Annotated in this window: 18 protein-coding genes; 7 read left to right on the top strand and 11 right to left on the bottom strand. The window is 64.2% G+C overall.

Translation table 11 applies throughout. The features are described 5' to 3' along the window. The first annotated feature begins 50 nt into the window (after positions 1–50). The 4 genes from D6M19_RS18985 to D6M19_RS18970 all read left to right on the top strand — a co-directional run bounded on the left by D6M19_RS18985 (position 51) and on the right by D6M19_RS18970 (position 4,107). Positions 51–902, top strand: coding sequence for a mycofactocin-coupled SDR family oxidoreductase (locus D6M19_RS18985; RefSeq protein ID WP_123026803.1), 852 nt, complete (start codon positions 51–53; stop codon positions 900–902). 29 nt (positions 903–931) lie between these two features. Next, positions 932–2,182, top strand: coding sequence for a cytochrome P450 (locus D6M19_RS18980; protein WP_123026802.1), 1,251 nt, complete (start codon positions 932–934; stop codon positions 2,180–2,182). Between the two features lie 239 nt (positions 2,183–2,421). Next, a complete protein-coding gene (locus D6M19_RS18975) occupies positions 2,422–3,264 on the top strand; it encodes an enoyl-CoA hydratase (protein ID WP_123026801.1) in 843 nt (280 codons plus the stop codon). Positions 3,265–3,267: 3 nt separating this feature from the next. Further along, positions 3,268–4,107: a mycofactocin-coupled SDR family oxidoreductase gene (locus D6M19_RS18970; protein ID WP_123026800.1), complete on the top strand. Its 840-nt coding sequence runs from the start codon at positions 3,268–3,270 to the stop codon at positions 4,105–4,107. Positions 4,108–4,111: 4 nt separating this feature from the next. On the opposite strand, the gene D6M19_RS18965 is transcribed toward D6M19_RS18970, so the two are convergent. From D6M19_RS18965 to D6M19_RS18955, 3 genes are all read right to left on the bottom strand, one after another. Further along, positions 4,112–5,608 (bottom strand): class I adenylate-forming enzyme family protein, encoded by a 1,497-nt coding sequence (locus D6M19_RS18965; RefSeq protein ID WP_123026799.1) that lies wholly within the window; start codon positions 5,606–5,608, stop codon positions 4,112–4,114. A 5-nt stretch (positions 5,609–5,613) separates the two neighbouring features. Next, positions 5,614–6,411 carry an enoyl-CoA hydratase/isomerase family protein gene (locus D6M19_RS18960; RefSeq protein ID WP_123026798.1) on the bottom strand — a complete coding sequence of 266 codons (798 nt, stop codon included), beginning with the start codon at positions 6,409–6,411 and terminating at the stop codon, positions 5,614–5,616. Positions 6,412–6,608: 197 nt separating this feature from the next. Beyond that, positions 6,609–6,800, bottom strand: coding sequence for a ferredoxin (locus D6M19_RS18955; RefSeq protein WP_123026797.1), 192 nt, complete (start codon positions 6,798–6,800; stop codon positions 6,609–6,611). 211 nt (positions 6,801–7,011) lie between these two features. Here D6M19_RS18955 and D6M19_RS18950 point away from each other — a divergent pair, with 211 nt between their 5' ends. After that, a complete protein-coding gene (locus D6M19_RS18950) occupies positions 7,012–7,365 on the top strand; it encodes a DUF732 domain-containing protein (RefSeq protein ID WP_123026877.1) in 354 nt (117 codons plus the stop codon). A gap of 65 nt (positions 7,366–7,430) precedes the next feature. On the opposite strand, the gene D6M19_RS18945 is transcribed toward D6M19_RS18950, so the two are convergent. Both D6M19_RS18945 and D6M19_RS18940 read right to left on the bottom strand, forming a co-directional pair. Continuing rightward, positions 7,431–8,429, bottom strand: coding sequence for an NAD(P)H-dependent flavin oxidoreductase (locus tag D6M19_RS18945; protein ID WP_123026796.1), 999 nt, complete (start codon positions 8,427–8,429; stop codon positions 7,431–7,433). Continuing rightward, positions 8,429–9,574 (bottom strand): thiolase family protein, encoded by a 1,146-nt coding sequence (locus D6M19_RS18940; RefSeq protein WP_123026795.1) that lies wholly within the window; start codon positions 9,572–9,574, stop codon positions 8,429–8,431. Before D6M19_RS18940 ends, D6M19_RS18945 begins: the two co-directional genes overlap by 1 nt. Before the next feature lie 251 nt (positions 9,575–9,825). Here D6M19_RS18940 and D6M19_RS18935 point away from each other — a divergent pair, with 251 nt between their 5' ends. Next, positions 9,826–10,551, top strand: a complete 726-nt coding sequence (locus D6M19_RS18935; protein WP_234834936.1) for a TetR/AcrR family transcriptional regulator — start codon at positions 9,826–9,828, stop codon at positions 10,549–10,551. On the opposite strand, the gene D6M19_RS18930 is transcribed toward D6M19_RS18935, so the two are convergent. The 6 genes from D6M19_RS18930 to D6M19_RS18905 all read right to left on the bottom strand — a co-directional run bounded on the left by D6M19_RS18930 (position 10,548) and on the right by D6M19_RS18905 (position 17,072). After that, positions 10,548–11,660, bottom strand: a complete 1,113-nt coding sequence (locus D6M19_RS18930) for an acyl-CoA dehydrogenase family protein (protein WP_123026794.1) — start codon at positions 11,658–11,660, stop codon at positions 10,548–10,550. The two genes, D6M19_RS18935 and D6M19_RS18930, sit on opposite strands and share 4 nt — an antisense overlap. 31 nt (positions 11,661–11,691) lie before the next feature. Continuing rightward, positions 11,692–12,504, bottom strand: a complete 813-nt coding sequence (locus D6M19_RS18925) for an enoyl-CoA hydratase/isomerase family protein (RefSeq protein ID WP_123026793.1) — start codon at positions 12,502–12,504, stop codon at positions 11,692–11,694. Next, a complete protein-coding gene (locus tag D6M19_RS18920; RefSeq protein ID WP_123026792.1) occupies positions 12,501–13,772 on the bottom strand; it encodes an FAS1-like dehydratase domain-containing protein in 1,272 nt (423 codons plus the stop codon). Before D6M19_RS18920 ends, D6M19_RS18925 begins: the two co-directional genes overlap by 4 nt. Before the next feature lie 41 nt (positions 13,773–13,813). Continuing rightward, positions 13,814–14,968 (bottom strand): acyl-CoA dehydrogenase family protein, encoded by a 1,155-nt coding sequence (locus tag D6M19_RS18915; protein WP_123026791.1) that lies wholly within the window; start codon positions 14,966–14,968, stop codon positions 13,814–13,816. Next, a complete protein-coding gene (locus D6M19_RS18910) occupies positions 14,968–16,017 on the bottom strand; it encodes an acyl-CoA dehydrogenase family protein (protein ID WP_234834935.1) in 1,050 nt (349 codons plus the stop codon). The genes D6M19_RS18915 and D6M19_RS18910 overlap by 1 nt, the downstream gene beginning before the upstream one ends. Before the next feature lie 155 nt (positions 16,018–16,172). Beyond that, the gene (locus D6M19_RS18905) at positions 16,173–17,072 is read right to left on the bottom strand and encodes an alpha/beta fold hydrolase (protein WP_234834934.1); all 900 of its coding nucleotides are present in this window, start codon (positions 17,070–17,072) and stop codon (positions 16,173–16,175) included. A 183-nt stretch (positions 17,073–17,255) separates the two neighbouring features. On the opposite strand from D6M19_RS18905, the gene D6M19_RS18900 reads away from it, so the two are divergent. Next, positions 17,256–18,719, top strand: coding sequence for a class I adenylate-forming enzyme family protein (locus tag D6M19_RS18900; protein ID WP_123026789.1), 1,464 nt, complete (start codon positions 17,256–17,258; stop codon positions 18,717–18,719). Positions 18,720–18,777: the final 58 nt, after the last annotated feature.

Below are 18,777 nucleotides of genomic sequence, written 5' to 3'. Positions count from 1 at the left end.
GTTGACTCCGTCAAGCCACCGGTGCACTTGGAGGAAGGATATTCCGACACATGGGTAGAGTTACCGACAAGGTCGTCTTCATCACGGGAGCGGCTGCGGGACAGGGCCGTTCGCACGCCGTCGAACTCGCAGCCGAAGGTGCCGACATCGTTGCCGTCGACGTTTGCCGACAACTAAGCGACAAGGTGCGCTACCCCTACGCCACCGAAGCCGACCTCGAGGAGACCAAGAACCTGGTCGAGAAGACCGGGCGACGCTGCCTCACCGTAGTAGCGGACGTCCGCGACGGCGAAGCACTCAAAGACGCTGCGCTGCAGGGTATTCGGGAATTCGGACGCATCGATGCCGTCCTCGCCAACGCGGGAATCTGCACCTTCCACAAGGAAGGCTCGCTGAGTATCACATCTGATGTCTACGACCTGGTCGTCGACACGAATCTCAAAGGCGTGTGGAACACCATACAGGCCACCGCGCCCCACTTGATCGATGCCGGAGGCGGGTCGATCGTCATCACCAGCTCCGCAGCAGGCATCCGAGGCCAAGTGCCCTACGCACACTACGTCGCCAGCAAGCACGGCGTCGTCGGGCTGATGAAGGCCTTCGCCAACGAGCTGGGGCCCTACGGAATTCGGGTCAACACGATTCATCCGACGGGGGTACAGACCGCAATGGCCTCCGCACCTGATGCTTGGGAAGCAGCGCCGGACTGGCCGCTGTTCCTGCAGGGCGCCGCTAACGTACTCAGGGACCTGGACTTGCCGCGCGACGCGCCGTACGCACCCCTTCCGGCTCTTACGCCACAAGAGGTCTCGAAGACGGTGCTGTTCTTGATCTCCGATGACGCCCGGTACATCACCGGCGTTCAATTGCCCGTCGACGCAGGCAATCTCAACAAGCCCTGAATCACCCCCACACATACGAAGAGGATCCGATGACCGTGTTCGACGAGCAAACGACCACCAGTGTCGAATTCGACCACCATTCAGAGGAATACGCGGTAAACGGGGCGGCGATCAACGCCGAACTCCGGGCAAAGTGCCCAGTGGCGCACACCGACGCGCACGGCGGCTTCTGGGTGCTCAGTCGTTATGACGATGTCGTAGCGGCGGCCAAGAACGACGAGGCGTTCGCATCCGGGCACACCGTCAACGGGGTGAGTCCACTGGGCGTGATCATCCCCCCGGCGCCGGTTCCGATGCTTCCGATCGAGATGGACCCGCCGGAGTACACGCCCTATCGAAAGTTGTTGAATCCGCTCTTCTCCCCCGCGGTGAGCAAGACATGGGCGCCGCGCGTCACGAAGTGGGTCGACGTGTGCATCGACCAGGTAATCGAGAAGGGATCGTTTGACCTCGTCGACGACTTGGCCAACCCGGTGCCCTCGCTGTTCACGTGCGAGTTCCTGGGCCTTCCCGTCGAAGACTGGTACGACTACGCCGACATCCAGCACAAGATCATCTACACGCCGCCCGATGAACGGGAACCGCTGCTGGTGCGCTACATGGAAACCTTGGGCCGCGTGCACTCGATCATCGAGGAAACGCGCAAGAACCCCGGCGAAGGGCTCATCAGCGATCTGGTGCGAGCCGAGATCGACGGAGAGCCCGTTGCCACCGAGATGGTGTTGGCGATGGTCAACCTCGTGATGGCGGGGGGCTTCGACACCACTACGGCGGTGACGGTGAACGCGTTAATCTACTTGGCGGACAATCCGGTTGCGCGACAGCAGTTGATCGACGAACCCGGTATGATTCCGCAGGCTTGTGAAGAGTTCCTGCGTTATTTCACTCCGCAGCCAGCACTTGCCCGCACGCTGACCAAACCCGTGAAGGTCCGCGACGTCGAACTCAACACCGGTGACCGCGTCCTTCTCAGCTGGGCGTCGGCGAATCGCGACGAGACAGTCTTCGAGTGTCCCGAAGAGGTCGTGCTCGATCGATTTCCCAATCGGCACACCACCTTCGGCATCGGCGTGCACCGCTGCCTCGGTTCGCACATCGCGCGCAGCGAGTTGATCGCCATGGTCACCCGTGTACTGGCACGCATGCCCGACTACCGGATTGATCACGACGCCGCCACGCGGTACACGAGTATCGGCGTCATCAACGGTTGGATCAATGCGCCGGCGACATTCACACCGGGTAAGCGACTGGGCGACGAGCCCCTGCCGGGGGCCCGGTGACGCCCGGCGGTGCAGTCGTCGGCGCCTTCGGCTCGCTGCACTAGCGTGAGTTGGTTTGCGAGATTTGAATTTTCACCTGGGGGGCCGCAACGGTATTGAACGCCGACAGCTGACGTTCATACCATCGTCATACGCCGCACGGACGGATTCGGGACCCTGTTGGTCTCTGAACCCGGCCCGACCACGTGGCCGGGCCTCGCTCATTCCGGCGGCGGTCCAATGAGCAATTTAGGAGCGTTGTGAGCGACAAGAAGTACATCCGGCGTGAGGATCCCGCACCAGGCGTGGCCCGGATCGTCCTCGCCCGACCCGAGGCACGGAACGCCCAGGACCCGGTCTTGCTCTATCAACTCGACGATGCCCTCACCGCGGCGGCCGCCGACGACGAGATCAAGGTGATCCTGCTCGCTGGCGATGGTCCCGACTTCTCGGCAGGCCACGACCTGCGGGCCGGATCGACGATGCCCTGCAGCGCCGTGGCGACGATGGAGGGCGCGTTCGCCGCGCCAGCTGCCGAGGGCCACTTCGCCTTCGAGTGCGAGGCCTATCTCGGGCTGTGTCGGCGGTGGCGCAATCTGCCGAAGCCGACGATCGCCGAGGCCCACGGCCGCAGCATTGCCGCAGCCTTGATGCTGCTGTGGCCGATGGACATTATCATTGCCGGAGAACGCGCCACCTTCTCCGACCCGGTCGTCGCATTCAACCTCAACGGGCACGAATACTTCACGCATGCCTGGGAAGTGGGTGCCCGAAAGGCGAAGGAGATGCTCTTCACCGGTGATCCGATCAGCGCGCACGACGCGTTGCGCCTCGGCATGGTCAATCATGTCGTACCCGATGAGGAACTGTCGGCCTTCGCGCTTCGGATGGCCGTGAAGATCGCATCCCAGCCCGCATTCGGGCTGCGCCTTGCGAAGGCGAGCGTCAATCAGAGCCTCGATGCACAAGGGCAGACCATTGCCATCGATGCCGCCTTCGGACTGCACAATCTGGGCCACGCCAACAACATGGCCCGCTACGACTCCATCATCGATCCGGCGGGACCGGACATCATCCGCGCCAACGCACGTCGGGGGGTATGACCGATGGCGCGGGTAGCCGGCAAGGTCGCATTCATCACCGGCGTCGCGCGGGGGCAGGGGCGGGCACACGCCGTCCGTCTCGCCGCGGAGGGGGCCGACATCATCGGCGTCGACTCCCTCGAGCCGGACGCCAGCGCACCCTATCCAATGGCCACCCCGGAGCAACTCGACGACACGGTGGCAGCCGTCGAGCGAACCGGACGTCGCATACTCGCCACGAAGGCCGACGTTCGAGATCGAGACGCCCTGCTCGATGCCGTGAAGAGTGGCATCGATCGATTCGGCCGGCTCGACATCCTCATCGCCAACGCAGGAATCGTCACGACCGGCCGTCCGACATGGGAAGTCCCGCAACAGGACTGGGATGCCGTGATCGCAACGAATCTCACCGGAGTCGTTAACAGCGTGGCCGCGGCGGTGCCCGCGATGCTGCAGGCCGGCAACGGCGGATCCATCATCTTGACCAGTTCGGGTGCCGGCATGAGGCATGTCGGCAATCTTGCGCCCTACAACGCCAGCAAGGCGGGTGTGATCGCCGTCGGCAAGACGCTTGCCAACGAATTGGCCCCGCACGCAATCCGAGTGAACGTGCTGGCGCCCGGCACCGTGGGCACGGAGATGGTGACCAAGAACGACGAGCTGTTTCGGCTGTTCCGGCCCGATCTCGAAAGCCCCACCCTCGAGGACGCCATTCCGGTCTTCTCGGCGATGATGCCCATGGGGCGGCCGTGGTTGGACGCCGAGGACATGGCCGATGCCGTCCTGTTCCTGGCAAGCGATGACGCGAAATACATCACCGGTCAGGTGCTCGCCGTCGACCAGGGCGTCACGAACCGGCCCTGAACCATCAGGGCACCCGGGACGCAACACCGCCCGCCAACTCTTTGCGCGCCACCTTGCCCATGGCGTTGCGCGGCAGGGTTCGCACGATTATCGAGTCGGGCACCTTGCCGTGCGGCAGCACCTCCTGCGCCTGACGGCGCAACGAGGCGGAATCCAGTTCGCCTGCTGATGTTGGTTCGACGAACGCAATGATTCGCTGTCCGAGACGCTCGTCGCGCTCACCGGTCACCGCAACGTCTCGGACGCCTGGCAGCTGACCCAGAATGGCCTCTAACTCCGCGGCGTTGACGTTGACACCGCCGCGCAGGATCACATCGGCTTGCCTGCCGGTTACATGCACATTGCCGTCGGCACCAACCCATCCCCGGTCTCCCGTGCACAGAGACGTATCCGCGGGCATCCGGAGCCGCAACCCGTTTTCGGTCCAGACTCCCATGGCGGGACGGTACAAATCAGCGAACTCCCCGGTGGCTACCGCCGACACCACGAGCTCGCCTTCATGTCCTGGCGGCAACCGTCGCGCCGAGTTATCTGTCGCATCGACGCGAAGGTACGGCAGCGCCTTGCCGCTCGCGCCGGCTTCATGTGGAGCATCGCAATCTTCGATGCATACGACTCCTGGTGCCTCGGTCATGCCGTAGCTGCCAACGAGGCGAACACCGAACTTCACCTCGAACGCTTCCCTCAGCTTCTCTGAGAGTCCGGCCGCACCTGTTCCGGCTAGGCGCAACGAAGCGAGCATCCGCGGCGTGATTGCGTCGTCGTGGACCAGATCGTAGATGGTGGTGGGGACCAGAGCGTTTAAGTGGGTCAGCCGCCGGTCGTGACACGCCGACGCCACGCCGCGCGCGTTCATGCGTTCGACGGGGACGCATGTTGCGCCCGTGAACAGTGCCGGCAGGGCCCCGACGACGAGCAGATTGTGGATGCTCATGGGAAGGATGACGCCGACCCGGTCGTGGCGGCTCACCTGCACCCGGGCCATCACCGACGCTGTCAGCGACACCGCTGCACGGTTGTGCACCACGGCTTTCGGTGTGCCCGTCGTGCCGCTCGAGAAGCCGATCGCGACAGGCACCGACGGCGCGGGCGGGGAACCCTCGTACAGCCTCGCAGGATCATCGGTGAGCTCCTCCACGGTGACCACACGGCCGGCCAGCGACGTGCAACTGGACGCCAACGCCCGGGTGGTCACGACGACGGCGGGGTCGACTACCGCGCATTGCCGGTTCTGTTCTGCCGCGGGAGCCGAGGGATTGACACCGACCCAGATCGCCCCGAGGAGCGCGCAAGCCAAGTACATCTCCACCGCCGCAGCAGAATTCGGCAGCACGACGACCACGCGGTCTCCAGGTGACGTGCCCGCACGCAATAGTGCGGCGGCGAGCACGCGTACGTTCGGCCCCAGCTCGGCGTAGCCAACCGATCGCGTGGCGTCCTCGAGTGCCGGGCCGCGCATGTCCGCGCGGTCCAACAAGCTGAGAATGTCCGGCGGCGTCACCGGGTCTATTCGCCTTGCCACCGCGGAGTCCGGTGCTCGGCGAAGGCACGAAATCCCTCAGTGAAGTCGGGATGAAGCCATTGCGTCTTCACCAACCCGAAGCCGTACTCGAGGGCCTGGGTGTACGGCATCTCAAGTGAGCCCCAGATCGCCTGTTGTGAGAGCGACACGGCGTGCGGGGAGTTGCACGCGATGTCGCGAGCGATCTGGTCGGCGGTATCGAGCAGGTCGTCGGGTTCGGCGAGTTCATCCACCAAGCCAAGTGCATAGGCGCGAGCTGCCGGAAGCCGGAAGTTCCTACCCTGCAGTGTCATTCGAAGCGCCGTACCCAGCGGGAGCCGCTTAGCGAGTCCAACGTTCTCGACAGCGCCAACCATGCCGACGTTCACGTGGCTGTCGAGGAAGGTCGCCGTTGTGGACGCCACGATGATGTCGGCCTCCACCACGAAGTGCAAACCCCCACCAACTACCATGCCGTTGACTGCGCATACCGTCGGCTTCCACACATTGTTTTGCCGCGCCGTCAGCGACAGTTCCTGGTTCACCCGGCCGAGCCCCACTCCCACCGAACCACGTTCGTTCACACCGCTGAGATCGGCTCCAGTGCAGAAGTGCTTGCGTCCCGCGCCCGTGATCACGACACAGCGAATGTCCGGGTCTTCGTCGATGCGCCGCCACGTCGCACGGAACCAGGCCATCATCTCCGGAGTCAGCGAGTTGCCCTGCGCCGGCCGGTTCAAGGTAATACGTGCGACGTGGTCGACGACTTCGAACAGGACGTCGTCGTCGAATGCGGTGCCCATGCTGATGATCCCTCGCTTCTATTCGCTAAACAGACACTAGGGTCGTCATCGGCTTCCGCAATACCCCCGGCGGCGGAACCGCATTCTCACGCCGACGTCGCCACGGCGCGCGCGTCACAAATGAATTGCACGCTCGCAAGTGGCATCGCGACCTGTTGCACTCGAACGCGGTCGGCCCTTCCCGCGCCGGTTCATCGCTAGTCCTCGACGATCAGCGCACTTTCCGGACATGAAGCGACGCCGAGCCGCGTGCGCTGTTCATCGGCCGGGGCTACGTCATGATCACGCAGCGCGGAGTACCCGTCGTCGTCCAGAGGGAACAGGTCTTCATCCACGCCATGGCACAGTGCGTGACCCGCGCACGCTGACTTTTCGAGACGTACCTTCATGACAACAACCGTCCTCGTTCGAACCACTCTCGGCGCAACGATACAAGGTGCAACTGCGCTCCTGTGCCGCGTCAGCGCAAACGCCGATTCCACCGCAATCGGGCTGCGCCGGCACAGGCAAAGGCGCCGATATGAGGGCGAAAAGGCCATTCTCGAACCACATTTCGATGGTGTGCCTGCGATGAGTCGAGTAGAGCTACGCTTGCAGATCATGCGGTGGCAACGGCTCTCTGGTATCTGGGCGGCGCTGGCGTTGTGCAGCTATTTCGGCACCTTGGCCGTTGCTCCAGATTCACGAGCCGATGCGGTGGCTTATCTGGTCAATGTCACTGTGCGCCCCGGATACAACTTCGCGAACGCGGATCAGGCACTGGCATATGGCAACGGCTTGTGTGATCAGCTTGCCGCGGGTCAGGGCTACCCGGAGGTCATCGAGGTTATCAAGAAGGACTTCGACACAACCGACGCCTATCAAGCGTCGTATCTGATCGCCCAAGCGGCACAGGAACTTTGCCCCGCTCAGATCTGGCATTTGCGCAACACCGCCGCAGGTTATCAACCCTAGTCGGCACGCGCCGGGCATCTACCGTGCAGCTGCGCCTCACATCTCGATGAGTTGCGCGCCTGGTCTCAGGACGTCATCGCTTCGTCGACGAGCCGTGCTGCATCGGCCATGTCAGGTGTATCGCACGCAGCGACGTATTCCTCACGCAACCGGGATACGAGTTCGGAAACGGTCGGGACATCGTCGATGAGATCGATGCCCTGGCCCGCCGACCATACATTCTTCCAAGGCTTTACACCCTCGGGCAGATGAGAATGCGTCATACCGGCCCGCGACGGCTTCGGCAGATTGCGGGGATCTAACCCTGCCATTTTCATCGACTCAGTCATCCAATTCGCCGCGACGCCCGCGATGTTGGGGGTGTACATCAGCTCCGTCGACGAACCGCTCGTCAGCATCGCCTTGTACTGGTCACTGGCGCGGGATTCCTGCGTGGCGATGAACCGCGTGCCCAGATAGGCCAAGTCAGCGCCGAGTATCTCCGCCGCGCGGATGGCTGCGCCGTTCGTCACGGCACCGGCCATGATGACCACACCCGAAAAGATGCTGCGGATCTTCGGAATCAGCACGAGGTGGCTGACGGTTCCGGAATGCCCTCCACCGCCTGCGCCAATGCAGGTCAGCCCATCCACTCCTGCGGCAATCGCCTTTTCTGCAAACCGCATGCTGGTTACGTCATGGAAGATCACACCACCCCAATCGTGTACACGTTGGGCGAGCGCGCTCGGATTACCCGTCGCCGAGATGATGATGTCGACTCCGTAACGCTGGCAAAGTGTCAGGTTCGCGGCGAGATCGTCGTCGTTGAAGTTGGTGGCGAGATTGACCGCCAACGGACCGATCCGAGCAGACGGGTTCGCCTCGGCGAAATCGTCCAAGGCCGTTCGGATTTGACGTAACCAATCCTCGAACACCTCGATACTGCGCGCGTTCTGGCGCGGTAGGGCGCCGACGATGCCGGCCTTGCACGAGGCGGCCACCAACTCTGGACCCGTGACCAGGAACATGGGGGCACAGATCGCCGGCAAGTTGAGCCTCTGCCGAAAGCGGGCCTCGAGGGCCACTAGATCAACTCGATGATCGTGGCATTCGCCTGCCCGCCACCTTCACACATGGTCTGAAGTCCAAACCGAATGTCGTTGTCGCGCATGTGATGCACCAGCGTCGTCATGATTCGGGCACCGCTGCCGCCCAACGGGTGCCCCAAGGCCACGGCACCGCCGTTCGGGTTCACCGCCTTGGTGTCGGCACCTGTCTCGGCAATCCAGGCCAGCGGTACCGAAGCAAACGCCTCGTTCACCTCGAAGGCGCCGATCTCGTCAATGGACAAGCCGCTTCGCTTCAGAGCGCGCGCGGTGGCGGCGATCGGTGCGGTGAGCATGATGACCGGGTCGTCGCCGGCAAGCACTGCGGTGTGCACCCTCGCGATCGGGGTGAGCCCGAATTCACTGGCCTTCTCACTCGTCATCATGAGAAGAGCCGCGGAGCCATCGCTGATCTGGGAGCTGTTGCCCGCCGTGACCCGGCCGTCCTCCTTGAACGCTGGGCGCAACTTCGCCATCGCCTCGATGGTGCCTCCGCGCCTGACGCCCTCGTCGGCGCTCACCCAGGTCGACTCGTCGGCACGGACAGGAACGATCTGCCGATCGAAGCGACCCTCGTCCTGTGCCGCCGCCGCCTTCTCGTGCGACTCCAGGCTGAATTCATCAAGCTGCGTACGCGACAGCTTCCATCGGTCGGCGATCATCTCGGCTCCCAACCCCTGGTGCGGCGCGGTGTCACCGTAGCGCTTACGGAAGCCTTCTCCGTACGGCCAGCTGTCACCAGCCGACGCGCCCATGGGAATGCGGGACATCGACTCGACGCCTCCGGCCACCACGACGTCGTATTGACCGCTGATGAGCCCGGCGGCGGCGAAGTGCACCGCCTGCTGTGAGGATCCGCACTGCCGATCAACAGTGGTGCCGGGCACCGACTCGGGCCAGCCCGCACTCAGCACCGCGTTACGCGCGATGTCGAACGCTTGCTCGCCGATTTGGCTGACGCATCCCCACACCACGTCGTCGACGATTACGGGGTCGACGCCGGCGCGTTCCACGACAGCGTTCAACACCAGAGCAGACATGTCTGCCGACGCGATCGTCGACAGTCCGCCATTCCGCTTGCCGACGGGGGTTCTGACCGCTTCCACGATGACGGCGTCACGCATCTTTCACTTCCTTGCACACTGGGATGAATGGGTAGGCCCGCAGTTTTCGCTCGCTGAGCGGATTCGGCCTCAACTCGTAGTTAACTGTTGTTCTGACGCATCATCTAGATGCGTGGGTGAAAACGGCGCTTCGGTCTGTTGCGCCGACCTCAGCTGACCAGGTGCGGCGCGCCATTCGCCGACCACCGTGTCTTGGATAGGTTGTGACGCGCCTTACACTGGCGTCCAGGGTCGGAGAATGGAGGGCCACGATGACGGCGTCAATGCACTCGAAGCCGCGCTCCGCAGTGGGTTCCGTGGAGGGGGGACTGGGGGCGATCGGTGAACGCCCGTCCAGCGTGTCCTCCTCGCAATCCCCCGCCGACGAGACCAACCGCCAAGCCGAAGCCGACCAGAAGGCCGAGCTTGAGCGCCATCGACTACTGAGTGCTGCGATGGAGGTGCTCCAACGCAGCGGTTGGTGGGGGTTCAAGGTCGAAGGCGTGCTGCGCCAGGCCGGCCTGTCGACTCGAAGCTTCTACCGGCATTTCGACAAGAAAAGCGACCTCCTACTGGCCTTACTCGAGCAAGAGTTGGGTGCCGCTGCCATCAAACTGGGTCGGGTCACCGCTGCAGCGGATACGCCCTCAGACCGGATCCGCGCCTTTGTATCGGCCACGATCGACATGGCGTACCACGCTGACCTGGCCAAGCCTTCGTCGCTGTTCGCGTCGCACTGGCGTGAGCTGCTGCCCGAGTACCCCGAGGCCATCGACCGCTGCACCGAGCGGATGGTCGCACCTCTCGTCGACGCCATCAGCGAGGGCAAGGCGCAGGGTGAGTTCACATCGGATGACCCTGAAGCCGATGCGCGAGCCATTTTCTACTTGGTGGCTGGGATGACCGCCGATCAAGCGTCGCGGGGTGCATCGATTCCGCGCGAGGACTTCGAGCACATCGTGATGCCGTTCATCGGACGGGCCATCGGGCTGAGTTAGATACCGACCAGGACGGCGAGCCGCTCGCGTGACCACGCGGGATCTCCGAACAGGAGCTCCGAGGTCTTGGCGCGCTTGTAGTACAGATGAGCAGGGTGTTCCCAGGTGAACCCGATACCACCGTGAATCTGAATGTTTTCGCCCGCGACCTTGGTGTAGGTAGTCGAGCAATGCGCGCTAGCCAGAGTCGACGCGATCGCCGGATCCTCGTGGCCGTCGAGAACTGCAGCGGCGTGGTAGGCCGCTGAGCGCGCGGATTCGACATCCAGCAGCATGTCTGCGCACTTGTGCTTTATTGCTTGAAAGCTGCCGATCGGGCGGCCGAACTGTACGCGAACCTTCGCGTATTCGACGGCCATGTCGAGACACCTTTGCGCCCCGCCCACCTGCTCGGCAGACAACAGCACGCCGGCGATGGCGACTACGCGTTCGAGGGTCGCGGCACCACTGGCGGAATCGGTCAGCGCGACTGCCGGCACCTCCTCGAATCGAACACGCGCTTGAGGGCGAGTCTGATCGAGGGTCTCCAGCGCGGTGAGCTCCACTCCCGATGAATCCGACCGGACCGCATAGAGGCCCACCGAGCCATCCGCCGATACGGCCGACACGATGAAGAGGTCGGCGTGCTGGCCGTCGATGACGTACATCTTCGTGCCAGTGAGTTGCAGCGCGCCCTCGTCCTGGGAGACCGTTGTCGTCACCGCGGAGGCATCCCAGCTACCCGATTCCTCGGCCAGAGCGAGCGTGACCGTCTTCTTCCCGGACGCGAGCGCAGGCAGCCACTGCGCCTTGAGTTCCTCGCTCGAGGAGAGCACGACTGCGCAGGACGCCATCACAGTGGACAGCAATGGCGCGACCAGGAGCGATGCGCCTGTCTTCTCGGCCACGAGCGCGAAATCGAGGAATCCGAAGCCCCCACCTCCGTACTCGTGCGGAATGAGGAGGCCGGTGAGGCCGAGCTGGTCGGTCAGCTGTGCCCACACAGCGGGGTCCGGCGCGCCCCCCGCTTCCATCAGGCGACGCACTTCGCTTTCCGGTGACCGTTTGTCGAGGAAGTCCGCGACGGCGGCGGACATCTCGAGTTGTTCTGCGCTGAGTGTGTAAGTCATGTTCTATGCCGTCCTTCGGGCGTCTGGAGGTTCAAGCGCCGCTGAACGAAGGATCACGCCGTTCGACGAACGCTCGCAATCCCTCCTTGAAATCGGCGCTGCGTAGCGTCGCCTCCACCGAGGCAGCCTCACGCGTAAGCGTGCCGTCCAAGCCGCCGATGGGTGGGTCGTTGAGTAGGCGCTTGGTATGGCTCAGGGAGAAGGTGGGGCCCTGTGAGAGTTCCCTCGCGAGCACCTCGCCCGCGCCGTTCAGCGCGCCGGGTGTCACCGCCTCGTCAATCAGTCCCCAGGTCACGGCGGTCGCCGCGTCGACTGTGACGCCGCGAAAGAGCATCTGTCGGGCACGGCGTGGCCCGATGAGACGCGGCAGGATGAACGATCCTCCACTGTCGACGCTGAATCCGCGCCGACAGAACGGTTCGGTGAATGTCGCGTCCTCGGCCGCGATGGTGAAGTCGCACGCGATTGCCACATGCAGACCCAGGCCCATGGCCTTGCCCTGCACCACGCTGACGGTCGGCACCGGGCAGTTCCAAATGGCCGCGACGAGGCGGTGGGCACCGGATTCCAGTGACCTGGTGAGGTGGCCCACGCGTGGCTTGGCATCGCCGGCATTAGCCGTGACCAAATCGGCGCCGGCGCAGAAGTTTCGCCCTTCTGCCCGGATGAGGATGGCGCGCACCCCTTCGCCACCGTCTACCGCCTCGACCTCCTCCAGCAGAGCCGCGCAATCCTCCTGACGCAGGGCATTGCCCTTGTCCGGCCGGTTCAGCGTCAGTCGCAGGACTGAATCCGCGTAGTCGACGAGGATGCTGGGCCCGGCATCAGTGTCGGTGTCGGTCACGGCTTTTCCAGCAGTTCGCCGTGCCGCTCGAACATACGGATGGCATCGCGCTGCAGGTCGCGAGGCACCTGCGGAAGCATCGCGCCCCCGAGCTCGCGGCTGGGCACGCTGATTGTCGCATCGGCTTGGGCGGTCGTCTCCCCGCGCTGATTGCGCACCTCGACCGAGACGTCGACCAGCATCATGTCGTCCTCTTGCCGCTTACCGTCGACCCGGCCCGTGAGGTATTGAATATCGCCGTGGTAGTTGAACTTTCGGAGCTCATCGTGCTGGCGAACAACGAACGCGCCGTCACCCATCCAGTCGGTCAGGAAGTGATGGATCCAGCATTCGCGCAGGACGCCGTAGTCGTATGCGCGCGGATTGCCGATGGCCTTCGCCCACTCGGAGTCCCAGTGCACGCGCTGTGCCACGTCGGGAACTCCGTACTCGTTTTCGATGTAGAACGGCGCGATGCGCTGCCGGTTCTTCCACGCCATCCTGCCTGTCTTGAGGCCGTAGGGCACAAAGCCGTAACCACCGGCGTGGAAGACGACCATGTCGGTCGTCGTCAGCGGCCCCTTGGCCATCTTGCCCATGTCGTCGCCGACCGCGACGTCCTCCCAGTACCGAGGTTCTGCGCCACGTACCTGCTCACCGGCGTAGATCTCGTCCAGTGCGGCGATATCCTCCTTGGTGTAATGCGGTTCCTCGATCGAGCTGTACTTGCCCTTTTCCCGCGCCTTCTTCCGCTCGGTGTTGATGACCAGCACGCGGTAGACCCCGATCACCTCTGCTCGATGATTCATCTTCACGTCGCGCAGCACGCGGATGACCGACCGTCCCGCGAACTCAGACTCCTTCTCCTCCACGGACTCGATTCCGGAAAAGCTGTAGATCGTGTCGCCCGGGAGTACCGGTCGATACCAGTCCCAGGTGGCACCCGAGACGAAGGCGTGGATGCCGCGATAGCTACCGCCGCGTAGCTCCTTTGGGAGCTTGTCACCACGAAGGGGGGCGTTGAGTATCGCGGCCATGATCTGTGGTGCCACCTGCTGACCCCAGCGTGTTCGCGGCCCGTAGGCTGGGTCCGTATACAGGGGATTGTCGTCGCCGTAGCTGTGGGCGAAGTTTCGAATCGCCTCCGGCGTAGCAGTCGAGATCCACTCTTGATCTCGCTTCGCTGTCCAAACCCCCAGTGCAGCACGGTCTTTGGCGATGTCGGCGTCGTCGATTTCGGCTGACGTCGCTTCTTTGAAACGTTCCTCGGTGTCGGCTGTCTGCGTCATGATGTGCTCCTTCTGTTCGAGGTTGGTGACTTGTCGGGCTGTCAGTGGCTGTGCGTGAGCAGGTCCTCGCGCGGCATCCCGAGCACCTGCTCTGCGATCGTGTTTCGCTGGATTTCAGCAGTGCCCGCCCCAATCGTGGATGCGCGCGTGGCGAGGAATCCCTGAACCCAACGCCCGCGCTGTACCGAGTGCGGGTCGGTTGGCGCGAGCGTCGCAGCCGCCCCGATGAGATCGACGGCCAATTCGTGCAGTCGCTTCTCAAACTCGGTAAGCATCAGTCTTCCGATCGACGAAACCGGGCCGGGGTCCGAACCCGCGAGCACTGTGCTCAACGTGCGGGTGTTGTTGAGAATGATCAGCCGGACGTCGATCTCGATCGACGCCAGCAGCTGGCGCACCCGAGCGTCCTTGGTGCGACCCAACTCTCGAGCCAGTGCGTGAAACTCGTCCACAATCCGGCGGTACCTCATACTCTGCGCGACGCCGGCGGTGGAGCGCTCGTGGCCGAGGCTGGTACGGGCGATCTTCCAGCCCTCGTTCTCCGCACCCACGCGGTTCTCGACTGGCACGCGCACCTCGTCGAGAAAGATCTCGCTGAAGGATGCCCCTCCGGTCATGTCCCTCAGCGGGCGGATGGTGACTCCCGGGGTCGCCACATCGATCAACAGATAACTGATGCCGTGCTGGCGGGACTCCCTGCTGCCCGTGCGCACCAATGCAAAGAGCCAATCTGCGTTGCGGCCATTGGTGATCCAGATCTTCTGACCCGACACGACGTACTCGTCTCCGACCCGTTCAGCTCGGGTCCGCAGGCTCGGAAGGTCGGAGCCCGCTTCCGGTTCTGAGAAGCATTGCGCCCAGATGACGTCGCCGCGCAGGCCCGGGCGCAAGAAGCGCTGTCGCTGCTCGTCGGTACCGTGCTTGATGATGGTCGGTCCGACAACGAAGATGCCGGAGCCAGGATGCGACGGTCGTTTCACCTTTGCGAACTCTTCGTGATACACGACCTGGTCAGCCAGCCCGAGCTCCATCCCGCCCCACTGTCGCGGCCAAGACGGAGCGGCGAAGCCTTCCTCCACCATGACCGCTGCCCAATCCCGTTGCCAAGCAAGCCGCTTCGCGGGATCCTTCGGAGCGCGACCCGGATCGTTGGCTTCGAGGAAGGCGCGGACTCGGTCTCGGAATGACGTGGACATTACACCGCCTCCTTGGCAGCTGAATGGTGCACTGCCAACGACGTTTCCAATGCATTCAGGCCGTCGCGGACATCGAGCGCACGGCGCAGGTGCAGATGAACACTTACTTCCCAGGAGAATCCCATGGCCCCGTGAAGATGCACAGCGTCTTCGAACAGGTTGATCGCCGACCGAGGAATCCACCTGGCCGCGGAGCTGACGAGCGAGGCGGTTTCGGTTCCGTTGCCTGCGGCGGCGAACTGGGTGAGCGCGCGCGCTTGTTCGGTGAGCGCATACATGTCCGCGAGCCGATGCTTGATCGCCTGAAAACTGCCGATCGAACGCCCGAACTGTTCGCGACTCTTGACGAAGGCGACGGTGTCGGTAAGCACGCGCTGCATGCCACCCACCAGTTCTGCACACGCCAGCACGGCGATTTCGCGACGCAATTCGTCTGCGGCGCCGTCGTTCAGACGCAGTACATCAGTCGGTTCCACCCCTTCGAACTCGATTACTGAAGTGGGCCGTGTGGGGTCCGTGCCCACATCGACTCCCCCGCTGGGTAGTTCGCTCCTGTCGAGGATGACAAGGGCTCGGCCCGCGGTGTACTGGTCATTGGCGAGCAAAGCCACCGCGTCGGTGACGGTGTCGAACGGAACTCGGACGCGGCCGCTGACCCCCCCGGACGGTGAGAAAGCCGCCACGTCCAATCCCCCGAGCGTGACGATACGAGAACCGCTGCACAGCGCTGCGAGCATCTCATCCGCGGATGGGTGGGACCTCCACGCGTTGGCCAGGATCATGGTGCCGACGGCGGGCTCTGGAAGCAGCACCGCGCCGGTCTGCTCCGCCAGCGCCGTGGCGTCCAGCAGCCGTGCGCCTATCCCGTCCGGCTCGGGCACGCGAAACACCGGCACGCCCAGGTCACACAGCGCTGTCCAACGTTGTCTGTCGGGAAGTACCGAGGTCGTCGAGGCCTGCGCAATCGCCTCGGCGTCGCCACGCCGCTCGAAGAATTCCGCAACGGAGTCGACGAGCGCGCGAAGGTCGTCGCCCGTTGCGAAGTTCACCATGTCATCCTCAAAGCTTCGTCGTACGTCGCGGCACTCGATGTGGGTTCACGTTGGGCCCCTTTCAGAGAACTTGGTGTGGTCGATCCGGCGCAATAGGAAACCGGTCTTCAACAAGCAAATGGCGTTCTCGCTCTGCGTCGGAACGTCGGTCTTCACACCGAATTGAGGAAGTCGGTCGTCTCTGCCATGAACACCGCGTTGTCGTCCCCGGCGACCATGTGCGCAGCGCCTGCAACATCGATGGCCCTCGCCGTCGGCATCAGGGAAGACAATTCGGCCATACCGGCGGCGCTCACCACGTCGGAGAGCGCACCGCGTACCAGCAGCGTGGGCACGGTGATCCGACGTGCCGCCGCCGACAGGCGGTCGTAAAGCGGGTCTGGGCCGTGAACTGCACGGCGGTGTCGCATGATCGCCGGATCCCAGTGCCAGTAGAGCCGCCCGTCTCGTCCATGACGCACATTGCGTCGGAGATTTTCGACATTGGCCGGCCTGCGGCGGTGCGGTTGATAGGCGGTCACGGCGTCCGCCACCGCCTCCAGGTTCTCGAACCCGCCCGGTGCCGAACGCATGAAGGCGCCGATGCGCGCCGCCCCATCAGGTTCGATGCGTGGAGCGATGTCGACAAGCACCAGTGCTCGGGTGAGTCCACCGCGATCGGCTTCTCCGATGAGGCTGGTAACTCCGCCCAGCGACGCGCCGATCACCACGGGCGGGGTCGGTGACTCCGAGATTCGTCGAAGCTGCTCGACGACGAGATAGAAGTCGGTGACGAACGCGTCGGTGCCGTAGTCACCGTCGGCGGCCCAATCGCTCTGGCCATGGCCACGGGCGTCGACGGTGAAGGCCCACCAACCCTGCGCTGCCAACGATTGGGCGGTGCGATCCCACGAATGTCGTGTCTGCCCACCGCCGTGCATCATCAACACGGCACCGCGAACCGACGCGGGCCGCCAGCTGTCGGCTCGCAGCATTCCCGCTGCGCCTTGCAGGCTTAGCGATTCGACCGCGGCCGATTGATCCGACTTCGAAATCCAGGTCTGGCCTTTCACGACACCATTCAAAACACGGCATGTCCGACTTTTGGTCGATCGGCGCCGAAAATTCGGCTTTCGCTTCGCAGGTCGATCAGCGGTACCCAACCCGGTCACTCGGCTCGTACGGTCGTCTCAGCAGTCCTCGACCGTGCGATGGGTCGGGGACCTCGACTTGCGAACGTGAACGAGGAGGCGAGAGTGAGCGCGGCTTCGGTGTCAGGTACCACTGGTGTGGAGGACGTGCTTGCCCGTCTGGCGGCGATGACGCCCGATGGCACTGCCCTGATCGTGGGTGATCGCTCGTACACGTTCGGCGATCTCGCCGCCGCGGCTGAAGCCGTCGCTCAGCGACTCACCCCGAACACCAGGGTGTTGGCCCGGCTGGGCAATGACGCCGCCTCCCTCGTCGCCGTCCACGGCGCCTGGCGGGCGAGCTGTTCGGTGGTGACGGCCAGCCCGATGGTGCCGGCCATGGAGGTCGACCGCCGCGTGGCCGAGACCGAGGCGGCAAGCCTTCTGAACCCGAGCGGCGGCCACGGACTCGGCGTCGACGTCGTCGACACCGGTGCTCGCAAACCGGCCCCCTCGGGTGAAGCCGTCGTGATGTTCACCTCGGGAACGACGGGCGTGCCGAAGGGGGCCTCGCTGACGTTCTCGGCGCTGCGCGGCAGTCTGGCCGGCCTGGCCACCGGCAACGGCCTCCCCGAAGACGGCCGTGCGCCAACGCATCCCGCGCGCGGGCCGCGGATCGTGCTCCTACCCATCGCCCACATGGGTGGCTTCCTGGGGGTGCTCACCGCGTGGTGGCTCGGAAAGCCGGCACTGCTGATCGAGAAGTTCACGACTGAGCGGGTGTTCACGCTGGCCGAGAAGTACCGTCTCGGCGTGCTGGGCATGACCCCGGCGATGATCTGGGAGCTCGCGCAGGATCGCACGCCGCGCACCCTGCCCAACGTCGACAGCGTGGCGGTCGGGACCGCCGCGCTGCCCGAGGCCACCCGACTGGCGTTCGAAAACCGCTACCACATACCGATATTGCGGAACTACGGGCAGACGGAGTTCGCCGGTGCCATCGCCTTCGAGCGACCGAGTGACGTTGCCGAGGGCAGGCGACCGCCCGGGACCGTGGGCCGTCTCGCCCCCGGCGTGGAAGTGGAGATCCTGGATCCGTCGGGCACCGCGTTGGAGGTCGGGCAAGTCGGCGAGATCACCGCGCGTGCGGCGTCGGCGATGTCGGGATACCTCGACTCCGAGGGCAGTCCCGCAGACCCCGGGACCTGGCTGCGCACGGGCGATCTGGGGCGGCTCGACGAAGATGGTTTCCTGTATGTCGTAGGGCGGGTTCGTGACATGGTCGTCTGCGGCGGCTTCAACATCTACCCCGCGCAGGTCGAAGCGGCACTCAACGAGCTGCCCCAGGTCGCTGACTCCGCCGTCGCCGGGATTCCCGACGACCGTCTCGGTGAGATTCCCGTGGCAGCAGTTCTGTTGGTCCCCGGCGCGGAATTCGATGCCGACCAGATTCGTCGAGATCTCCGAAGTCGCCTCGCCCCGTACGAACTTCCGCGGCGCGTCTGCCTCGTCGATGCCATCCCTCGGCACGAGACGGGCAAGGTCGACCGCGACGCCGTCGCACGGATGGTGAGGGGCCAGGCGTCATGACGATCGTCGACACTGTTGCAATTGCAGACCTCAGTGATGACGAATTCCGAAGCCGTCT

The sequence above is a fragment of the Mycolicibacterium stellerae genome (genome assembly GCF_003719305.1).
GTDB lineage: Bacteria > Actinomycetota > Actinomycetes > Mycobacteriales > Mycobacteriaceae > Mycobacterium > Mycobacterium stellerae.
This window is presented reverse-complemented; position numbering and strand designations above follow the sequence as displayed.

Excerpts from the sequence above, each read along its gene's own strand:
- D6M19_RS18955 (WP_123026797.1), bottom strand. The coding sequence starts at position 6,800 with ATGAAGGTACGTCTCGAAAAGTCAGCGTGCGCGGGTCACGCACTGTGC.
- D6M19_RS18985 (WP_123026803.1), top strand. The coding sequence starts at position 51 with ATGGGTAGAGTTACCGACAAGGTCGTCTTCATCACGGGAGCGGCTGCG.
- D6M19_RS18980 (WP_123026802.1), top strand. The coding sequence starts at position 932 with ATGACCGTGTTCGACGAGCAAACGACCACCAGTGTCGAATTCGACCAC.
- D6M19_RS18935 (WP_234834936.1), top strand. The coding sequence starts at position 9,826 with ATGACGGCGTCAATGCACTCGAAGCCGCGCTCCGCAGTGGGTTCCGTG.
- D6M19_RS18960 (WP_123026798.1), bottom strand. The coding sequence starts at position 6,411 with ATGGGCACCGCATTCGACGACGACGTCCTGTTCGAAGTCGTCGACCAC.
- D6M19_RS18940 (WP_123026795.1), bottom strand. The coding sequence starts at position 9,574 with ATGCGTGACGCCGTCATCGTGGAAGCGGTCAGAACCCCCGTCGGCAAG.
- D6M19_RS18950 (WP_123026877.1), top strand. The coding sequence starts at position 7,012 with ATGCGGTGGCAACGGCTCTCTGGTATCTGGGCGGCGCTGGCGTTGTGC.
- D6M19_RS18970 (WP_123026800.1), top strand. The coding sequence starts at position 3,268 with ATGGCGCGGGTAGCCGGCAAGGTCGCATTCATCACCGGCGTCGCGCGG.
- D6M19_RS18930 (WP_123026794.1), bottom strand. The coding sequence starts at position 11,660 with ATGACTTACACACTCAGCGCAGAACAACTCGAGATGTCCGCCGCCGTC.
- D6M19_RS18920 (WP_123026792.1), bottom strand. The coding sequence starts at position 13,772 with ATGACGCAGACAGCCGACACCGAGGAACGTTTCAAAGAAGCGACGTCA.
- D6M19_RS18915 (WP_123026791.1), bottom strand. The coding sequence starts at position 14,968 with ATGTCCACGTCATTCCGAGACCGAGTCCGCGCCTTCCTCGAAGCCAAC.